The organism is Caballeronia sp. LZ035 (genome assembly GCF_031451175.1).
Classification (GTDB): domain Bacteria; phylum Pseudomonadota; class Gammaproteobacteria; order Burkholderiales; family Burkholderiaceae; genus Caballeronia.
In genome coordinates, this window is record NZ_JARUXS010000001.1 from 3,212,101 (window position 1) to 3,228,371 (window position 16,271).

The following is a 16,271-nucleotide window of genomic DNA, read 5'->3' on the forward strand; positions in this document are numbered from 1 at the left end:
AACCACTTCACTTCCGTCTTGCGTCGCTGCATCAGCAGCAGAGAAACGAGATTATGAACAACGTTTTGAAGTCTGTCAACAAGAAATTCGAACTTTCTTATCGGCGAAACCGCTGACTTCTACGACTACCAACGACTTTTACCCAGCGACTTAAAGCAAACGGGCCGTGCGGACATCACACGACCCGTCTACATCAGTCTTTGGTGCCGGCTGCAGGACTCGAACCCGCCACCTCATGATTACAAGTCAAGCGCTCTACCTGATGAGCTAAGCCGGCGAAGGACGAGATTCTACTTCATTTGACGACTTTGAGGTGGGACCTCACAGGCGATTTCGAAGCGTCTTCTTCGAGCCCGGACTGCGGCGCTTCACGCGCGGTATCGGCACCTTCGCCCGGCGATTCCTCGACCTGGCGTGGAGCGCGCTCGGCAGGACGCGGCGCGGGCGGCGCGAGCGGTGCAAGCGGCGCACCGACCGGTTCCGCGCCAGGATGCGCCGCCGGCTCAACCGGGAACGCCATGCCCTGTCCATTCTCTCGTGCATAGATGGCGAGTACATTCGCCACCTGCACTTCGATCTTGTGCGACTTGCCAGAAAACCGCGCGCTGAACTCGATCCATTCATTGCCCATCTGCAACTGGCTCGTCGCCTCGAAGCTGACGTTCAACACGATCTCGTCATTGCGGACGAACTGCCGCGGCACGCGCGTGGCCGCGTCGACCCGCACCGCGATGTGCGGCGTGAACCCGTTATCCGTGCACCATTCGTACAGCGCGCGCAGCAGATAAGGCTTGGTGGAAATCTCTTGCATCAACTTTCCTCCGCCGGGAGCGCCGCGCCGCACAGTGCGCGCCGCCGCGTCCCAACGCTCTCAGACTAGCGACGCATCACCTTTTCGGAAGGCGTCAGCGCTTCAATATAAGCCGGTCGGCTGAAGATCCGCTCGGCATACTTCATCAACGGCGCCGCATTCTTCGACAGCTCGATGCCATAGTGATCCAGACGCCACAACAAGGGCGCGATCGCGACGTCGAGCATCGAGAATTCTTCGCCCAGCATGTACTTGTTCTTCAGGAAGATCGGTGCGAGTTGCGTGAGACGGTCACGGATGGCGCTGCGCGCCTTCTCGTGGTTCTTCTCGGCGGCCTTGCCCTTCTCGTTCTCGAGCGTCCCGACATGCACGAACAGCTCTTTCTCGAAATTGAGCAGGAACAGCCGCGCACGGGCCCGCTGCACGGGATCCGCGGGCATCAGCTGCGGATGCGGAAAGCGTTCGTCGATATATTCGTTGATGATATTCGACTCGTACAGGATCAGGTCCCGCTCGACGAGAATCGGCACCTGGCCGTACGGATTCATCACCGCGATGTCTTCCGGCTTGTTGAACAGGTCAACGTCGCGAATCTCGAAATCCATGCCCTTTTCGAACAACACCAGCCGGCAGCGCTGGGAGAACGGGCAAGTAGTGCCGGAATACAGAACCATCATGTTTTTAAAGTTCCTTCAGTAAACTCGAAGGGCCGGCCGCGGCATTTTCCTGAGAAAACGCCGTCGGGCCGACCCACGCCGTTGAAGGCGCGCTATTTGATATCTTTCCAGTATGCCGCGTTCAGGCGCCACGCGAGGAAACTCAAGAGCGCCAGGAACAGCAAAACCCAGACGCCGAGCCGCTTGCGCGTCTGCTGCGCAGGTTCCGACATCCACGACATGTACGAAACGAGATCGGCTACAGCAGAATCATAATCCACGGACGACATGGCGCCCGGTGTAACCTGAGTGTAACCCACGAATCTTCTTAGCTTTTCGCCGGTGTGCTCGTCCACGTCGGTCTCGAACTTCGCGTCCCGGATGCCCTGCAACGTCCACAACACATGGGGCATGCCAACATTCTCATACACGAGATTGTTCCAGCCGGTGGGCCGGGTCGGATCACGGTAGAAGCTCCGCAGATACGTGTACAACCAGTCCTTGCCGCGCGCCCGCGCCTCCACCGACAAATCCGGCGGCGCTGCGCCGAGCCACGCTTTCGCGTCATCCGGACGCATCGCAATGGACATGGTATTGCCGACCTTGTCCGTCGTGAAGAGCAGATTTTCCTGAATTTGCTTCGGGCTGAGGCCGATGTCCGTCAGGCGGTTGTACCGCATCAGCGTCGCGCTATGGCAGTTCAGGCAGTAGTTTACAAAAATCTGCGCGCCATGCTGCAGGGACGCAAGATTGTCGGAGCTGTCCGGCGCGCGATCGAGGGCTACGCCTTCCTCGGCATGCACCGTCGTTACCGTGCCGAACGCAAACAGCACCGCACCGATCATCGATAGTGTAGAGAGCCATTTTTTCATCGTATTCGTCTCCGGACGTGAGCTCAGTGAGGGTGGTAGTGCACTCGCTCCGGCGGCGTCTTGAATTTGCCGCGCGGCGTCCAGAACGGCATGCCGAGGAAAAACGCGAAGTAGATCAGCGCGCAGATCTGCGCGATCAGCGTGGCGGCGGGCGATGGCGGTCGCGTACCCAAAAAGCCCAGCAGCAGGAAGGCGAACACGAAGATCCCGTAGAACACCTTGTGGAACAGCGGACGATAGCGGATCGACTTGACCGGACTGCGATCCAGCCACGGCAGGAAGAACAGCGACACCACCGCGGCGCCCATCACCACCACGCCCCAGAATTTCGATTCCGTCAGCGCCATGAAGATCAGCACGAGGACCGCCAGCACCGGCAGGCCGAGACGCCACTTGCCGCGCGCCTTCAGCAACGCGAGCAGGCCGAGCACCGCGATCACGATCATCAGCACGATCTTGAACGGGTCCGTCGTCGCGCGAAGCATCGCGTAGAACGCCGTGAAGTACCAGACCGGCGCGATTTCCGGCGGCGTCTGCAACGGATTGGCCGGCACGAAGTTGTTCGCTTCGAGGAAATACCCGCCCATTTCCGGCGCGAAGAAAATGATCGCTGCGAAAATCAGCAGGAACACGCTCACGCCCATGAAGTCGTGCACGGAGTAGTACGGGTGAAACGGAATGCCGTCGAGCGGAATGCCGTTCGCGTCCTTCTTCGCCTTGATCTCGATGCCGTCCGGATTGTTCGAGCCCACTTCATGCAGCGCGACCAGATGCGCGACCACCAGCCCGAGCAGCACCAGCGGAATGGCAATGACGTGGAACGCGAAAAAGCGGTTCAGCGTGACGTCGGAGACGACGTAATCGCCGCGAATCCACAGCGACAGGTCCGGCCCGATGAACGGAATCGCCGAGAACAGGTTCACGATCACCTGCGCGCCCCAGAACGACATCTGCCCCCACGGCAGCAGGTAGCCGAAGAACGCCTCGGCCATCAGACACAGGAAGATGGCGCAGCCGAAGATCCACACGAGTTCGCGCGGCTTCCGGTACGAGCCGTACATCAGCCCGCGGAACATGTGCAGGTAGACGACGACGAAGAACATCGAGGCGCCCGTCGAGTGCATGTAGCGGATCAACCAGCCCCATGGCACCTCGCGCATGATGTACTCGACCGATGCGAACGCGAGCGTCGCATCGGGCTTGTAGTTCATCGTCAGGAAGATGCCGGTGACGATCTGGTTCACCAGCACCAGCATGGCAAGCGAGCCGAAGAAGTACCAGAAGTTGAAGTTCTTCGGTGCGTAGTATTCGGAAACGTGCTTCTTCCACGTTGAGGTCAGCGGAAACCGGCGATCGATCCAGCCGATCAGACCCGTGGTCTCCACTTCCTTGTCTGCGGTCGCCATTTACGCCTCTCCCTTTTCGTCCTTGCCGATCACGAGTTGCGTCGCGGAAGTGAACATGAACGGGGGAATGTCCAGGTTCTGCGGCGCAGGCTTGTTTTTGAAGACGCGGCCCGCCAGGTCATACGTGGAGCCGTGACACGGGCAGAGAAAACCGCCTGGCCAGTTATCGGGGAGATTGGGTTGGGCACCTTCCTGGAAGCGTGGCGTCGGCGTGCAGCCCAGATGGGTGCACACCGCGACCGCCACGAGAATGTTCTTGCGATCGGCACGAGACCGGTACTCGTTGTTGCAGTACTCCGGCAACGGCATCGAGAATTCCATCTTGGACTTCGGGTCGGCCACTTCGTTGTCGGCCTTCTTGATGTCCGAGAGCATCTCGTCGGTGCGGTTGAGGATCCACACCGGCTTGCCGCGCCAGGCAACCGTCATCATCTCGCCCGGCTTGAGTCCGCTGATATCGACCTCGACGGGCGCGCCCGCCGCCTTGGCCTTCTCCGATGGTGCAAACGAACCCACGAAAGGCACGAGCGTTGCCACACCTCCGACACCACCCGCTACGGTCGTCGCAATCAGCCAGGTACGGCGGCCGCCGTCGACGCGTTTCTCATCCTTGTCTCGCATCACACGCCCCACTTCTGAGTTGGATTTATACCGTCACATCAGTGTTCCGCCGTTAGTGTGCGCGAATGGACTTGGCATTTACAAGGGCTGACTAGCAAAAATCACTCGAAGTAATTGATGCTTCAGGGTTTTCCCCACGTTTTTCGCGCATTCTCGTGAAGCATTCTTTTAAGGCTGTTAAGGCGGTTGCAAGCAGAAATAATCGACGCTGCGACTTAATGGCGCATTAAACCGGGTTATCGATGTCGATAAAAAGATGCTCGATATCGAAGTGCTCGGAGAGATGCGCGCCCAGCGCCTGGACGCCGTAACGCTCGGTGGCGTGATGGCCCGCGCCGACATACGCGACGCCCGATTCCATTGCCGTGTGCAGGGTCTGCTCGGAGACCTCGCCGCTCAGATACACGTCGGCGCCGGCCGCGATGGCTTCGTCGAAATACCCTTGCGCGCCGCCCGTGCACCATGCCACGCGGCGCAGTTCGCGGTCCGTGTCGCCGAATACGAGCGGCTTGCGGCCGAGCGCATTCTCGACCATCGCGCTGAAGTGCTCGAGCGAGAGCGGCATCGGAAGCGTCGCGATCCAGCCCAGGTCCTGATCGGCGAAACGGTTGTCCGCGATCAACCCGAGCCGCGCGCCGATCTGCGCATTGTTGCCAAACTCCGGATGCGAATCGAGCGGCAGGTGATAGGCAAACAGATTGAGGTCGTTGGCGATCAGCGTGCGCAGCCGTCGATGCTTGCGTCCCGTGATCTGCGGCGCCTCGTTGCGCCAGAAATAGCCGTGATGCACGAGCACGGCGTCGGCGCCCCATTCCAGCGCGGCTTCGAGGAACGCCAGCGAGGCCGTCACGCCGGTCGCGATCTTCTGCACGCGGCGCGTGCCTTCAACCTGCAGACCGTTCGGGCAATAGTCCTTGAAGCGGCCGATTTCCAGCAGATTGTTCAGATACAATTCGAGTTCGATCCGATCCATGAAATCCTCTATCCCTTCAAATGCTTAGACGCTTCTGGCTATTTTTTGCCCAAGCGGTCACCGTGCTTTTGGCCCTGATGTTCATCATTGCGACCTTGAAACCGCAGTGGCTTCAGCGCCAGGGCCAGTTCGGCAAGCAGCTTGCCGAGCCGATCGTCGCGTTGCAGGAAGTGGCGCCGAGCATCGGCTCACGCCCCGTTCAATCGTCCTATTCGGAAGGCGCGCAGAAGGCGATGCCGGCCGTGGTGAACGTGTTCTCCAGCAAGGACGGCAACCTGCCGCCCGACCCGCGCGCGAAAGACCCGCTGTTCCGCTATTTCTTCGGTGACAAGAACAAGCGCAAGAGCGACGAGCCGCCGGCGTCGAATCTCGGCTCAGGTGTCATCGTCAGCTCGGAAGGTTACATTCTAACGAACCAGCATGTCGTCGACGGCGCGGATCAAATCGAGGTCGCGCTGGCCGATGGCCGCACGTCCAGCGCGAAGGTGATCGGCGTCGATCCGGAGACCGATCTCGCGGTGCTGAAGATCAACATGACCAACCTGCCGTCCATCACGCTCGGCCGCATGGACCAGACGCGCGTCGGCGACGTCGTGCTGGCGATCGGCAATCCGTTCGGCGTCGGGCAGACGGTGACCATGGGCATCGTCAGCGCGCTCGGCCGCAATCACCTCGGCATCAACACGTTCGAGAATTTCATCCAGACCGACGCCGCCATCAACCCGGGCAATTCCGGTGGCGCGCTCGTCGACGTCAACGGCAACCTGCTCGGCATCAACACCGCCATCTATTCGCGCAGCGGCGGCTCGCTCGGCATCGGCTTCGCCATTCCGGTGTCCACGGCGCGCAGCGTGCTCGAAAGCATCATCACGACGGGCAGCGTGACGCGCGGCTGGATCGGCGTGGAGCCGCAGGACGTGACGCCGGAAATCGCCGAATCGTTCGGACTGGACCAGAAGGCCGGCGCGATCGTCGCGGGCGTGCTGCAAGGCGGCCCGGCCGACAAGGCGGGCATCAAGCCGGGCGACATCCTCGTATCCATCAACGACGACACGATCACCGACACCACGCGCCTGCTCAATGTCGTCGCGCAGATCAAGCCGGGCACCTCGGTGAAGGTTCACCTGATGCGCAAGAACAAGGAGCTGGACCTCAACGTGATGATCGGCAAGCGCCCCGCGCCGCCGCGCGCGCCGCAGATGCCGGAAGACGATCAGGGTGACCAGGGCGATCAGAACGACGAGTAAGCGGCGTCGCGTCTGAATCGCAGAAAAGCAAGAAAGCAAAAAGGCAGCTTCGATGACTCGAAGCTGCCTTTTTTATTCACCTGGGCGCGCGGGACGCGACAATCAGCCGCACTTCATTGAGCTATTCCGTTGCCGCTTCGTCCTTCTTGACGCCATCCTTGCCAATCACGATCCGCGCCGCAATGATGCCGGCCTCATAAAGAATCACGAGCGGAATGGCGAGGATCAGCTGCGAGAACACGTCGGGCGGCGTAACCACCGCCGAAATGACGAACGCAGCGACGATCACGTAAGGGCGAATCTGCTTCAACTTCTGAATCGACACGACGCCCATGCGCGCGAGCAGCACCACGACGATCGGCACCTCGAAGGTGACGCCGAACGCAAGGAACATGGTCAGCACGAAGCTCAGATAGTTGTCGATATCCGTCGTCATTTCCGCGCCGAGCGGCGCGTTGTAGTGCGCCATCACGCGGAAGATGGTCGGGAACACGACGAAGTAGGCGAACGCCATGCCGCACAGGAACAGCGAATAGCTGCTGAACACGAGCGGCGCGACCAGCTTCTTCTCGTGCTGGTAAAGGCCCGGCGCGACGAACGCCCAGATCTGGTACAGCACGAACGGCAGTGCAATGACGAAGGCGACGAGCATGGTCACCTTCATCGGCACGAAGAACGAACCGGTGACGTCGGTGACGATCATCTTGCCGTCGCGCGGCAGGTTCTGCATCAGCGGGCGCGCCAGCAGCCGGAAGATGTCCGGCGCCCAGTACACCAGCCCGATGAACACGACAATGACCGACGCGCCCGCACGAATGATGCGGTCACGCAGTTCGACCAGATGGGAAATGAACGTCTCTTCGACGGGCTCTTGCTTTGTTTCTTGCGGGTCGCTCACGCCGCCCTCGGTTGGAGTCATCGGTGAAGGAAGTGCGGCTCTCAGAAGAACTTCGTCGGCCGGCGCAGGGTGGCCGGCGTATGGCGGGCAACGCGCGCCGCGCCCGATTGCACGCGCGTGCGATGCACGGTGGTGCGTTTGTACCAGTTGGGGATCGCGCCCTGCTTGACGCGCCAGTTCTTGCGCTTCGCCGTGCCGGACGTGGACGACGAACGGGCCCAGGGCTTGTCCGATGCTGCCGACGCCACGTCCATCGCTTCATCCGTGCCGCCCGCGATGCTCGGCGCGACCGACGTGCCCTGATTCCACGCGTCGTTGAGTTCGGTTTCGTGGCGCTTCAGATTCTCGTGGATCGACGTTTCGACGTTGGACGCCGCCGTCTCGAACTCGGTGCGCATCTTCTTGAGTTCGTCGAGCTCCATCTCGCGCACGACTTCCGACTTGACGTCGTTGATGTAGCGTTGCGCGCGCCCGAACAGCGCGCCCGCGGTGCGAGCCACGCCGGGCAGGCGCTCCGGCCCGAGGACCACCAGCGCCACGACGCCGATGACCGCCATTTTTGTCAGACCGAGATCGAGCATTGAACGAGCTGTGAGAAGTTGCGGTCGGCGGACGGATTAACGGTAGTCGCCCGAACGCGACTTGTCCTTCGCTTCGACGTCCACCGCGCCGTTACGCGGCAGTTCGCGCTGATCAGCCGGAGTGGCAGTCGTCTCGCTCTCACGCATGCCTTCCTTGAAACCCTTCACCGCGCCGCCCAGATCGCCGCCCATATTGCGCAGCTTCTTCGTGCCGAAGACCAGCGCCACAATCAACAAGACGATCAACCAATGCCAAATGCTCAACGAACCCATGAATGAAAACTCTCCGTGATTCCGCCCCGATTGGGATTCGGGGACGGAAGATCGGCCTTTCAGCCTGTGCCGGGGCAAATCGCCTCTGCATCATTTATCGATTTTGCTCGCCCAATATTTCATTGGAAAGGAGATTGCCAACAAACCTTTCAGTTTTATCCCCTTCAGTTCAACTCGGTTCAGCCCATGCGACGCCACGGACGGTCGCCCGCCAGCAGATGCGCATGAATGTGATACACCTCCTGGCCACCGCCAGGCCCGGTATTAATGACCGTGCGAAAGCCGGTTTCGCCGCCCGTATAGGCGACGCCCAGGTCTTTCGCCAGCCGTCCGACGAGACTCACCATTCTACCAAGCAGCGGACTATCGCTTTCCGTGCAGTGCGAAAGTGTCTCGATGTGTTTCCGCGGAATCACCAGCACATGCACCGGCGCCGCCGGATTGATGTCGTTGAAGGCGACGAACTCATCGTCTTCGTAGACTTTCGTGCTCGGCAACTGGCCCGAGGCAATCTTGCAGAAGATACAGCTATCTTGGCTCATGAATGTCCCGTGGATCAGAACCACGCACGCGGTTCGATCGTCTTGTTTTCGTAGAGAAACAGCCAGCCCTTGACGACGCGGTAAAGCGTCCAGATGCTGACCGCGGCAAGAATCAGGAAGCCGACGCCAATCCAGATCGTCACGAGTCCGATCACATGGCCGAGCACCGCCCACCAGAACGTGCGGATCTGCCAGGTGAAGTGATCTTCGTACGGCGTGCCGGCGGCGTCGCCGCGCTTGATGTAATTGAGAATGATGGCGATCAGGCCGGTCAGCCCGCCTGTCAGCCAGTAGACGGCGTACAGCGCATACAGCACATGGGTGAAGGTGCGCATGTTGCGCGGGTCGCTCGAATCCTGCACGACAGGCGGCGGATACGGTTCGTAAGGCTGGTTCATGCTTGCCCTCCTTCGCATCAAGGCGAAAAGCTCGTCAGCCGCCGTTCTGCTCGCGCTCGCGCGACTTGCGCAGCGCCTTCTCCTCGATCCCCGACAAACCTTCGCGCCGCTCCAGTTCCGCGATCACGTCGGCGGGGCTCAGATCGAAATGCGACAGCATGACGAGACAATGAAACCACAAATCGGCGACTTCGCTGACGAGCGCCTTCGGTGCGCCGCCATGACGCGCGTCCTTCGCGGCGAGCACGACTTCCGTCGCTTCCTCGCCGATCTTCTTCAGGATTGCGTCGTCACCTTTGTGAAAGAGTCGAGAAACGTAGGATTGTTCCGGATCGCCGCCCTTGCGGCCGTCGATGATGGCGGCAAGGCGCAACAAAGTGTCCAGCGTGGTGGCTTGCGTCATTTGTAGATGCTTTCGGGGTCTTTCAGCACGGGCTCGACGGCAACCCACTCACCGCTGTCCGCCGTGCCTTCGAATTTCTGGAAAAAACAGGAATGACGGCCGGTGTGGCACGCAATGCCCGACACCTGCTCGACCTTGAGCAGCACGACGTCTTCGTCGCAATCGAGCCGCACGTCGTGGACGTGCTGCACGTGTCCGGATTCCTCGCCCTTGAACCACAGGCGCTGGCGCGAGCGCGAGAAATACACCGCGCGCTTGAGTTCGATGGTCTTCGCGAGCGCCTCGCGGTTCATCCACGCGAACATCAGCACGTCGTTGGTCGAGGCTTCCTGCGCGATCACCGGCACGAGGCCGTTCGCGTCCCACTTGACGTGGTCGAGCCAGCTGGCTTGTTCGGTCATGCTTCAGGTCCTCACCGCGATGCCCTGCCCGGCCATGAAGCGCTTCGCTTCGCCGACCGTGTGCTCGCCATAGTGGAAGATGCTGGCGGCCAGCACGGCATCCGCGTGACCTTGAACGACGCCGTCCGCGAGATGCTGGAGCGAGCCCACGCCCCCCGACGCGATCACCGGCACCGGCACCGCGTCCGAGACGGCGCGCGTCAGCGCGAGATCGAAGCCCGACTTGGTGCCGTCGCGGTCCATGCTGGTCAGGAGAATTTCACCCGCGCCGAACTCGGCCATCTTGCGCGCCCATTCGATCGCGTCGATGCCGGTCGCCTTGCGGCCGCCGTGCGTGAAGACTTCCCAGCGCGACGGCTCGCCGTCCGCCGACACGCGCTTGGCGTCGATGGCAACCACGATGCACTGCGAGCCGTGCTTGTCCGATGCGTCGCGCACGAGCTGCGGGTTCGCGACCGCCGACGAATTCATGCTGATCTTGTCCGCGCCGGCATTGAGCAGGCGCCGCACGTCTTCCACGGCGCGCACGCCGCCGCCGACGGTCAGCGGAATGAACACCTGGGACGCGACGGCCTCGATGATCGGCAGGATCAGGTCGCGCTGGTCCGAGGTGGCGGTGATGTCGAGGAAGGTGAGTTCGTCGGCGCCCTGGTCGTCATAACGGCGCGCGATTTCGACGGGGTCGCCGGCGTCGCGCAGCTCGACGAAGTTGACGCCCTTCACGACGCGGCCCGCGGTCACGTCGAGACAGGGAATGATGCGTTTAGCGAGAGCCATGTTCTGCCACTACTGGTTCGGTACGAAGTGAGGGCGGCTCGCGCCGCCCGATGCGCTTCTCAACATGTCCGCGCTGCAACGGCTTCAGACGCCGTCCGCCTCGCGCAGCGCGTCGGCGCGCGTCTGGGCCGACTGGAAGTCGAGGTCGCCGGAGTAGATCGCGCGGCCGCAGATCACGCCTTCGATGCCCTCCGACTCGACGCCGCAAAGCGATTCGATGTCCGCGAGGTTCGACAGCCCGCCGCTCGCAATCACCGGAATCTTGACGGACTGCGCGAGCCGCACGGTGGCGTCGATGTTGATGCCCTGAAGCATGCCGTCGCGGCCGATGTCGGTGTAGATGATCGACTCGCAGCCGTAGTCCTCGAACTTGCGCGCGAGATCGACGACTTCGTGACCGGTGAGCTTGCTCCAGCCGTCGGTGGCAACCTTGCCGTCCTTGGCGTCGAGCCCGACGATGATGTGCCCGCCGAACGCGCTGCAGGCATCGCGCAGGAAACCGGGGTTCTTCACCGCCGCCGTGCCGATGATCACGTAGGCCAGGCCGTCGTCCAGATAGCGCTCGATGGTCTCGAGATCGCGGATGCCGCCGCCCAGTTGCACGGGGATCTGGCCGCCGACTTCATCGACGATGGCGCGAATGGCGTCGCCGTTGCGCGGCTTGCCTGCGAATGCGCCGTTCAGATCGACGAGATGAAGCCGCCGTGCGCCGCGATCGACCCAATGTCGGGCCATGGCCGCTGGATCTTCTGAAAAAATGGTCGCCTGGTCCATATCGCCCTGCTTGAGGCGCACGCACTGACCGTCCTTGAGATCGATGGCCGGAATGAGCAGCATAGGTATCGCGTATCTTCTGGGTGGAGTTGATCAAAACGGCGCCGGGCGGTTTCCTCTCGGAGGCCTGCCCCGCGCGCCGTCTCGCTAGTGTAGTACAAGTCTTGCAGCGGTCATGCGCCCGTAGCAATACGCGAAAACGCAAGCGTATGCACGGTTTTACGGGTTCCAGTGGACGAAGTTCCGATACACGCGCAAGCCCGCCTCCGCGCTCTTCTCGGGGTGAAACTGGGTGGCGAACAGATTGTCGCGCGCCACCGCCGACGTGAACGCGGCGCCGTAGACCGTTTCGCCCGACGTATGCGCCGGATTCGCCGGCACCACGTGGTAGCTGTGCACGAAATAGAAGAACGCGCCGTCCGCGACGCCGTCCCACAGCGGATGCCGCTGCGTCTGGCGCACGCGGTTCCAGCCCATCTGCGGCACCTTGAAGCGCGAGCCGTCGTCCTGCAACTGGCCTTCCAGCTGGAAGCGCACGACCTTGCCCGGCAGCAGGCCGAGACCCTTCGTATCGCCTTCCTCGCTCCAGTCGAACAGCATCTGCTCGCCGACGCACACGCCGAGCATCGGCTTCTCGCGCGCCGCCTGCAGCACGGCTTCCTGCAAACCGGATTCGCCCAGATGCGCCATGCAGTCGCGCATCGCGCCCTGCCCCGGCAGCACCACGCGATCCGCCGTGCGAATGCCTTCCGGCTGGGCGACGATCGCCACCTCCGCTTCGGGAGCCGCCTTCTTCAGCGCCTGATAGACCGAGCGCAGGTTGCCCATTCCGTAATCAACAATCGCAATCGAAGTTTTCATTTCAAAGATGGCATCAGAGCCTTCAGACCGTTGACGATGAACTCCACCGCCAGCGCGGACAACATCAAACCCATGAGACGCGTCCCGATATTGATTCCGGTGCGTCCGACCCAGCGCGCGATGGGCTCCGCGAGGTTCAGCGCGCCGAAGCACAGCCCCGCGATGATCGCGCCCAGCAGGACCAGCCCGAAGCGGTCGTACCAGTGCTGCGCATTGGCAGCATAGACGATCACCGTGCTGATCGAGCCCGGGCCGGTGAGCAGCGGAATCGCGAGCGGCACGACCGCGATGCTGTTGCGCTCCTCGGCTTCCATGCGTTCTTCCGGCGTGGAGCGCGCGTTGCCCACCTGCGCGTTCAACATGCTGATCGCCATGAGCAGCATGATGATGCCGCCGCCCACTTCGAACGAACCGACCGAGATACCGAAGAACGCGATGATCTGCTGGCCGAGCAGCGCCGTCACCGCGATCACGCAGAACACCGAAATGGACGCGACGCGGATCGTGTTGCGTCGCTCGATATCGGATTGCTGCGCGGTCAGGCTGAGAAAAAACGGTATCGCGCCGATCGGATTGATCAGCGCGAGCAACGAGATGAACGACTTGAACAGATCCATCGTGATCGCAACGCGCGCGCTCCGGGACAGCGTGATTGCCTAGAGACTGCCCTTGGTCGACGGAATCTGCCCCGCCGCGCGTTCGTCCAGTTCCACGGCCATGCGCAGCGCGCGGCCGAAGGCCTTGAAGACGGTCTCGACCTGATGGTGCGTGTTGAGGCCGCGCAGGTTGTCGATATGCAGCGTCACGCCCGCATGATTCACGAAGCCGCGGAAGAATTCGATGGTGAGATCGACGTCGAAGGTGCCGATGCGCGCGCGCGTGAACGGCACGTGGAATTCGAGACCCGGCCGGCCGGAGAAGTCGATGACGACGCGCGACAGCGCCTCGTCCAGCGGCACGTACGAATGGCCGTAGCGGCGAATGCCCTTGCGGTCGCCGATGGCCTTCGCCACCGCCTGCCCGAGCGTGATGCCGGTGTCTTCCACCGTGTGATGGTCGTCGATATGGAGGTCGCCATGCGCTTCGATGTCGAGATCGATGAGCCCGTGACGGGCAATCTGGTCGAGCATGTGATCGAGAAACGGGACGCCGGTGGCGAGCTTCTGCTTGCCGGTGCCGTCCAGATCGAGCTTCACACGGATCTGCGTTTCGCTGGTGTTGCGAACGACTTCCGCAATGCGCATGGTGATTCCTTGAGACTGATCGAATGTGAGGGTTAGTTCGGTGCGAGCGGGGCGAGCTTCTTGAGCGCCGCGACCATGTGCGCGTTCTCTTCGGCCGTTCCGACCGTCAAACGCACGCAATTCACCAGCAACGGGTGCATTTTACCCACGTTTTTGATCAAAACCCGCGAAGTTAGAAGGGTTTCGAAAGCCACCGCGGCATCCGGCACGCGCACCAGCAGGAAGTTGCCGGCGCTCGGAAAAACCGTCATGCCGGGCAAGGCGGCGACCTCCGCCGCGAGCGTCGCGCGCTGGCGGCGCAATTCGGCGGCCTGGGCGTCGAGCACGTCGAGGTGATCGAGCAGGAAGGCAGCGGTCGCCTGCGTCAGCACGTTGATGTTGTACGGCGGGCGCACCTTGTCGAACTGCATGATCCAGCCGGGACGCGCCGCCATGTAGCCCAGACGGATGCCCGCGAGCCCGAGCTTCGACACGGTGCGCATCACGACCACGTTGTCGAACTCCGCCGCGCGCGGCATCCAGCTTTTCTCCGCGAAGGGCTGGTAAGCCTCGTCGATCACGACGAGACTCCGGCTCGCCGCCGTGATCACGCGCTCGATGTCGGCGTCGTCGTAGAGCGTGCCGGTCGGATTGTTCGGGTACGCGAGATACACCAGCGCGGGCGCGTGCGCCTCGATGGCGGCGATCAGCGCGTCGGCGTCGAGCGTGAAGTCCGCCTTCAGCGGCACGCCGATGAAGTCGAGATGCGCGAACTTCGCCGACATCTCGTACATGACGAAGCCCGGCACCGGCGCGACGATCTTCGCGCCCGGCTTCGAGCACGCCACCGACATCATGCTGATGAGTTCGTCCGATCCGTTGCCGAGCAGCACGTCGCAGGCATCGGGCACCTGCATCGTGCGCTTGATCTTCGCGAGCAGGTCGGCGGGACGCGGCGCCGGATAGCGGTTCAGCGCGACGCCAGCGAGATGCTCGCCCAGCGCCTTCGCCAGATCGGCGGGCAGCGTCCAGGGATTCTCCATCGCGTCGAGCTTGATGAGGCCCGTGGCGTCGGGCACCGGATAGCTCCCCATCGCGAGGACGTCGGGACGAATGATGTCTTGTGCTGTGGTCATGTTGTTCCAGCGTCTCTCTCGCCGGTCAGACGGCAACTCTCAGGTTGCCTCGTTCAGTGGGCCGGCCTCGATCAGCCGACGTTCTTCATCCGGTATTCCGCGCTGCGCGCATGCGCCTGCAAGCCTTCGCCGTAAGCCAGTTCCGCGGCGATCTCGCCGAGCGTCTGCGCACCGTCCGCGCTCACTTCGATCACGCTCGACCGCTTCATGAAATCGTACACGCCGAGCGGCGACGAGAAGCGTGCCGTGCGCGACGTGGGCAACACGTGATTCGGTCCGGCGCAGTAGTCGCCCAGGCTCTCGCTCGTGTAGCGGCCAAGGAACATCGCGCCTGCGTTGTGGATCTGCGCGGCCCATTGATGCGGATCGAGCGCGGAGATTTCCAGGTGTTCCGGCGCGATGTCGTTCGCGATCGTGCACGCTTCGGCCATGTCCTTCACCTTGATGAGCGCGCCACGGTCTTCGAGCGAACGCTGGATGACGTCGCGGCGCGGCATCGCCGGCAACAGTTCGATGATCGCTTCCTCGACGCGGCGGATGAACGCCTCGTCCGGACACAGCAGGATGGATTGCGCGAGTTCGTCGTGTTCGGCTTGCGAGAACAGGTCCATCGCGACCCAGCGCGGGTCCGTGGTGGCGTCGCAGATCACGAGAATTTCGGACGGTCCCGCAATCATGTCGATGCCGACCGTGCCGAACACGCGCCGCTTCGCCGACGCCACGTACGCATTGCCCGGACCGCAGATCTTGTCGACCGCCGGCACGGTCTTCGTGCCGTAGGCGAGCGCGGCCACGGCCTGCGCGCCGCCGATCGTGAACACGCGGTCCACGCCGCCCAAGAGCGCCGCCGCGAGCACCAGCGGATTCTTCACGCCGTCGGGCGTCGGCACGACCATGACGATTTCCTTCACGCCCGCGACGCGCGCCGGAATGGCGTTCATCAGCACCGACGACGGATACGCCGCCTTGCCGCCCGGCACGTAGATGCCCGCGCGGTCGAGCGGCGTGACCTTCTGGCCGAGCACGGTGCCGTCGGCTTCGGTGTAATGCCAGCTGTGGCTGCCGCACTCGATACGCTGCTTCTCGTGATAGCCGCGCACACGCGCCGCCGCCGCTTCGAGCGCCGCACGGCGCTTCGGTTCGAGCCCTTCGAGCGCGGCTTCCATCTCGGCGAACGGCAATTCGAGCGCAGCCACGCTGTCCGCCTTCAGTCGGTCGAAGCGGTAGGTATAGTCGAGTACGGCTTCGTCGCCGCGCGCTTTCACATCGGCGAGGATCTGCGCAACCGAGCGCTCGATCGCTTCGTCTTCACTGGCCTCGAAGGCAAGCACCGCGCGCAGCGCCTGCTGGAAGCCGTCGGTGCTGGAATCGAGTTTGCGAATCTTGATGGACATGCCGGTTTTCCGTTTTGCTGATGG

21 protein-coding genes and 1 tRNA gene are annotated in these 16,271 nt (G+C 62.4%); 1 reads left to right on the top strand and 21 read right to left on the bottom strand.

All coding sequences use genetic code 11. From position 1 onward, the window contains the following. Window positions 1-201: 201 nt before the first annotated feature. The 7 genes from QCE88_RS15000 to QCE88_RS15030 all read right to left on the bottom strand — a co-directional run bounded on the left by QCE88_RS15000 (window position 202) and on the right by QCE88_RS15030 (window position 5,339). Window positions 202-277, bottom strand: a tRNA-Thr gene (locus tag QCE88_RS15000). 18 nt (window positions 278-295) lie between these two features. Then, window positions 296-811, bottom strand: a complete 516-nt coding sequence (locus QCE88_RS15005) for a ClpXP protease specificity-enhancing factor (protein WP_309903132.1) — start codon at window positions 809-811, stop codon at window positions 296-298. A 65-nt stretch (window positions 812-876) separates the two neighbouring features. Next, window positions 877-1,488 (bottom strand): glutathione S-transferase N-terminal domain-containing protein, encoded by a 612-nt coding sequence (locus tag QCE88_RS15010; RefSeq protein ID WP_008344155.1) that lies wholly within the window; start codon window positions 1,486-1,488, stop codon window positions 877-879. Between the two features lie 92 nt (window positions 1,489-1,580). Beyond that, window positions 1,581-2,339 carry a cytochrome c1 gene (locus tag QCE88_RS15015; RefSeq protein WP_309903134.1) on the bottom strand — a complete coding sequence of 253 codons (759 nt, stop codon included), beginning with the start codon at window positions 2,337-2,339 and terminating at the stop codon, window positions 1,581-1,583. 23 nt (window positions 2,340-2,362) lie between these two features. Then, window positions 2,363-3,745, bottom strand: a complete 1,383-nt coding sequence (locus QCE88_RS15020; protein ID WP_309903136.1) for a cytochrome bc complex cytochrome b subunit — start codon at window positions 3,743-3,745, stop codon at window positions 2,363-2,365. After that, window positions 3,746-4,366: a ubiquinol-cytochrome c reductase iron-sulfur subunit gene (petA, locus tag QCE88_RS15025; protein ID WP_309903138.1), complete on the bottom strand. Its 621-nt coding sequence runs from the start codon at window positions 4,364-4,366 to the stop codon at window positions 3,746-3,748. It abuts the gene before it with no gap. Between the two features lie 226 nt (window positions 4,367-4,592). Next, window positions 4,593-5,339, bottom strand: coding sequence for a Nif3-like dinuclear metal center hexameric protein (locus QCE88_RS15030; protein WP_309903140.1), 747 nt, complete (start codon window positions 5,337-5,339; stop codon window positions 4,593-4,595). A gap of 20 nt (window positions 5,340-5,359) precedes the next feature. On the opposite strand from QCE88_RS15030, the gene QCE88_RS15035 reads away from it, so the two are divergent. Continuing rightward, complete coding sequence (locus QCE88_RS15035) at window positions 5,360-6,586, top strand: Do family serine endopeptidase (RefSeq protein WP_309903142.1); 1,227 nt, start codon at window positions 5,360-5,362, stop codon at window positions 6,584-6,586. Window positions 6,587-6,707: 121 nt separating this feature from the next. Here the strand turns inward: QCE88_RS15035 and tatC are convergent, their stop codons facing one another. From tatC to hisD, 14 genes are all read right to left on the bottom strand, one after another. Then, a complete protein-coding gene (tatC, locus tag QCE88_RS15040) occupies window positions 6,708-7,484 on the bottom strand; it encodes a twin-arginine translocase subunit TatC (RefSeq protein WP_309810181.1) in 777 nt (258 codons plus the stop codon). A gap of 41 nt (window positions 7,485-7,525) precedes the next feature. Beyond that, window positions 7,526-8,065 carry a Sec-independent protein translocase protein TatB gene (gene tatB, locus QCE88_RS15045; protein WP_309903144.1) on the bottom strand — a complete coding sequence of 180 codons (540 nt, stop codon included), beginning with the start codon at window positions 8,063-8,065 and terminating at the stop codon, window positions 7,526-7,528. Window positions 8,066-8,101: 36 nt separating this feature from the next. After that, window positions 8,102-8,338, bottom strand: coding sequence for a Sec-independent protein translocase subunit TatA (gene tatA / locus QCE88_RS15050; protein WP_309903146.1), 237 nt, complete (start codon window positions 8,336-8,338; stop codon window positions 8,102-8,104). A 179-nt stretch (window positions 8,339-8,517) separates the two neighbouring features. Continuing rightward, entirely contained in the window at window positions 8,518-8,880 is a 363-nt protein-coding gene (locus QCE88_RS15055; protein ID WP_309903148.1) for a histidine triad nucleotide-binding protein, read from the bottom strand. 14 nt (window positions 8,881-8,894) lie between these two features. After that, complete coding sequence (locus QCE88_RS15060) at window positions 8,895-9,278, bottom strand: hypothetical protein (protein ID WP_309903150.1); 384 nt, start codon at window positions 9,276-9,278, stop codon at window positions 8,895-8,897. 34 nt (window positions 9,279-9,312) lie between these two features. Further along, window positions 9,313-9,681, bottom strand: coding sequence for a phosphoribosyl-ATP diphosphatase (locus tag QCE88_RS15065; RefSeq protein ID WP_309903152.1), 369 nt, complete (start codon window positions 9,679-9,681; stop codon window positions 9,313-9,315). Then, window positions 9,678-10,082, bottom strand: coding sequence for a phosphoribosyl-AMP cyclohydrolase (gene hisI / locus QCE88_RS15070; RefSeq protein WP_309903154.1), 405 nt, complete (start codon window positions 10,080-10,082; stop codon window positions 9,678-9,680). The genes QCE88_RS15065 and hisI overlap by 4 nt, the downstream gene beginning before the upstream one ends. A 3-nt stretch (window positions 10,083-10,085) precedes the next feature. Beyond that, window positions 10,086-10,859, bottom strand: a complete 774-nt coding sequence (gene hisF, locus QCE88_RS15075; RefSeq protein ID WP_309810200.1) for an imidazole glycerol phosphate synthase subunit HisF — start codon at window positions 10,857-10,859, stop codon at window positions 10,086-10,088. Window positions 10,860-10,943: 84 nt separating this feature from the next. After that, on the bottom strand, window positions 10,944-11,696 hold the full coding sequence (gene hisA, locus QCE88_RS15080) for a 1-(5-phosphoribosyl)-5-[(5-phosphoribosylamino)methylideneamino]imidazole-4-carboxamide isomerase (protein ID WP_309833527.1): 753 nt from the start codon (window positions 11,694-11,696) through the stop codon (window positions 10,944-10,946). A gap of 156 nt (window positions 11,697-11,852) precedes the next feature. Continuing rightward, entirely contained in the window at window positions 11,853-12,494 is a 642-nt protein-coding gene (gene hisH, locus QCE88_RS15085) for an imidazole glycerol phosphate synthase subunit HisH (protein ID WP_309833528.1), read from the bottom strand. Continuing rightward, entirely contained in the window at window positions 12,491-13,111 is a 621-nt protein-coding gene (locus tag QCE88_RS15090; RefSeq protein WP_309903156.1) for an NAAT family transporter, read from the bottom strand. Before QCE88_RS15090 ends, hisH begins: the two co-directional genes overlap by 4 nt. A gap of 39 nt (window positions 13,112-13,150) precedes the next feature. Continuing rightward, the gene (hisB, locus tag QCE88_RS15095; RefSeq protein WP_309810210.1) at window positions 13,151-13,738 is read right to left on the bottom strand and encodes an imidazoleglycerol-phosphate dehydratase HisB; all 588 of its coding nucleotides are present in this window, start codon (window positions 13,736-13,738) and stop codon (window positions 13,151-13,153) included. 32 nt (window positions 13,739-13,770) lie between these two features. Then, the gene (gene hisC, locus QCE88_RS15100) at window positions 13,771-14,853 is read right to left on the bottom strand and encodes a histidinol-phosphate transaminase (protein WP_309903159.1); all 1,083 of its coding nucleotides are present in this window, start codon (window positions 14,851-14,853) and stop codon (window positions 13,771-13,773) included. Window positions 14,854-14,924: 71 nt separating this feature from the next. After that, window positions 14,925-16,247 (bottom strand): histidinol dehydrogenase, encoded by a 1,323-nt coding sequence (gene hisD, locus QCE88_RS15105; RefSeq protein ID WP_309903161.1) that lies wholly within the window; start codon window positions 16,245-16,247, stop codon window positions 14,925-14,927. Window positions 16,248-16,271 lie beyond the last annotated feature (24 nt).

What these genes read in the sequence shown, in the direction of transcription:
- QCE88_RS15030 (WP_309903140.1), bottom strand. Translation starts at nt 5,339, where the DNA reads ATGGATCGGATCGAACTCGAATTGTATCTGAACAATCTGCTGGAAATC.
- hisB (WP_309810210.1), bottom strand. Translation starts at nt 13,738, where the DNA reads ATGCGCATTGCGGAAGTCGTTCGCAACACCAGCGAAACGCAGATCCGT.
- QCE88_RS15020 (WP_309903136.1), bottom strand. Translation starts at nt 3,745, where the DNA reads ATGGCGACCGCAGACAAGGAAGTGGAGACCACGGGTCTGATCGGCTGG.
- hisC (WP_309903159.1), bottom strand. Translation starts at nt 14,853, where the DNA reads ATGACCACAGCACAAGACATCATTCGTCCCGACGTCCTCGCGATGGGG.
- petA (WP_309903138.1), bottom strand. Translation starts at nt 4,366, where the DNA reads ATGCGAGACAAGGATGAGAAACGCGTCGACGGCGGCCGCCGTACCTGG.
- hisF (WP_309810200.1), bottom strand. Translation starts at nt 10,859, where the DNA reads ATGGCTCTCGCTAAACGCATCATTCCCTGTCTCGACGTGACCGCGGGC.
- QCE88_RS15090 (WP_309903156.1), bottom strand. Translation starts at nt 13,111, where the DNA reads ATGGATCTGTTCAAGTCGTTCATCTCGTTGCTCGCGCTGATCAATCCG.
- QCE88_RS15010 (WP_008344155.1), bottom strand. Translation starts at nt 1,488, where the DNA reads ATGATGGTTCTGTATTCCGGCACTACTTGCCCGTTCTCCCAGCGCTGC.
- QCE88_RS15015 (WP_309903134.1), bottom strand. Translation starts at nt 2,339, where the DNA reads ATGAAAAAATGGCTCTCTACACTATCGATGATCGGTGCGGTGCTGTTT.
- QCE88_RS15060 (WP_309903150.1), bottom strand. Translation starts at nt 9,278, where the DNA reads ATGAACCAGCCTTACGAACCGTATCCGCCGCCTGTCGTGCAGGATTCG.
- hisD (WP_309903161.1), bottom strand. Translation starts at nt 16,247, where the DNA reads ATGTCCATCAAGATTCGCAAACTCGATTCCAGCACCGACGGCTTCCAG.
- QCE88_RS15005 (WP_309903132.1), bottom strand. Translation starts at nt 811, where the DNA reads ATGCAAGAGATTTCCACCAAGCCTTATCTGCTGCGCGCGCTGTACGAA.
- QCE88_RS15055 (WP_309903148.1), bottom strand. Translation starts at nt 8,880, where the DNA reads ATGAGCCAAGATAGCTGTATCTTCTGCAAGATTGCCTCGGGCCAGTTG.
- QCE88_RS15035 (WP_309903142.1), top strand. Translation starts at nt 5,360, where the DNA reads ATGCTTAGACGCTTCTGGCTATTTTTTGCCCAAGCGGTCACCGTGCTT.
- tatA (WP_309903146.1), bottom strand. Translation starts at nt 8,338, where the DNA reads ATGGGTTCGTTGAGCATTTGGCATTGGTTGATCGTCTTGTTGATTGTG.
- tatB (WP_309903144.1), bottom strand. Translation starts at nt 8,065, where the DNA reads ATGCTCGATCTCGGTCTGACAAAAATGGCGGTCATCGGCGTCGTGGCG.
- hisA (WP_309833527.1), bottom strand. Translation starts at nt 11,696, where the DNA reads ATGCTGCTCATTCCGGCCATCGATCTCAAGGACGGTCAGTGCGTGCGC.
- QCE88_RS15065 (WP_309903152.1), bottom strand. Translation starts at nt 9,681, where the DNA reads ATGACGCAAGCCACCACGCTGGACACTTTGTTGCGCCTTGCCGCCATC.
- hisH (WP_309833528.1), bottom strand. Translation starts at nt 12,494, where the DNA reads ATGAAAACTTCGATTGCGATTGTTGATTACGGAATGGGCAACCTGCGC.
- hisI (WP_309903154.1), bottom strand. Translation starts at nt 10,082, where the DNA reads ATGACCGAACAAGCCAGCTGGCTCGACCACGTCAAGTGGGACGCGAAC.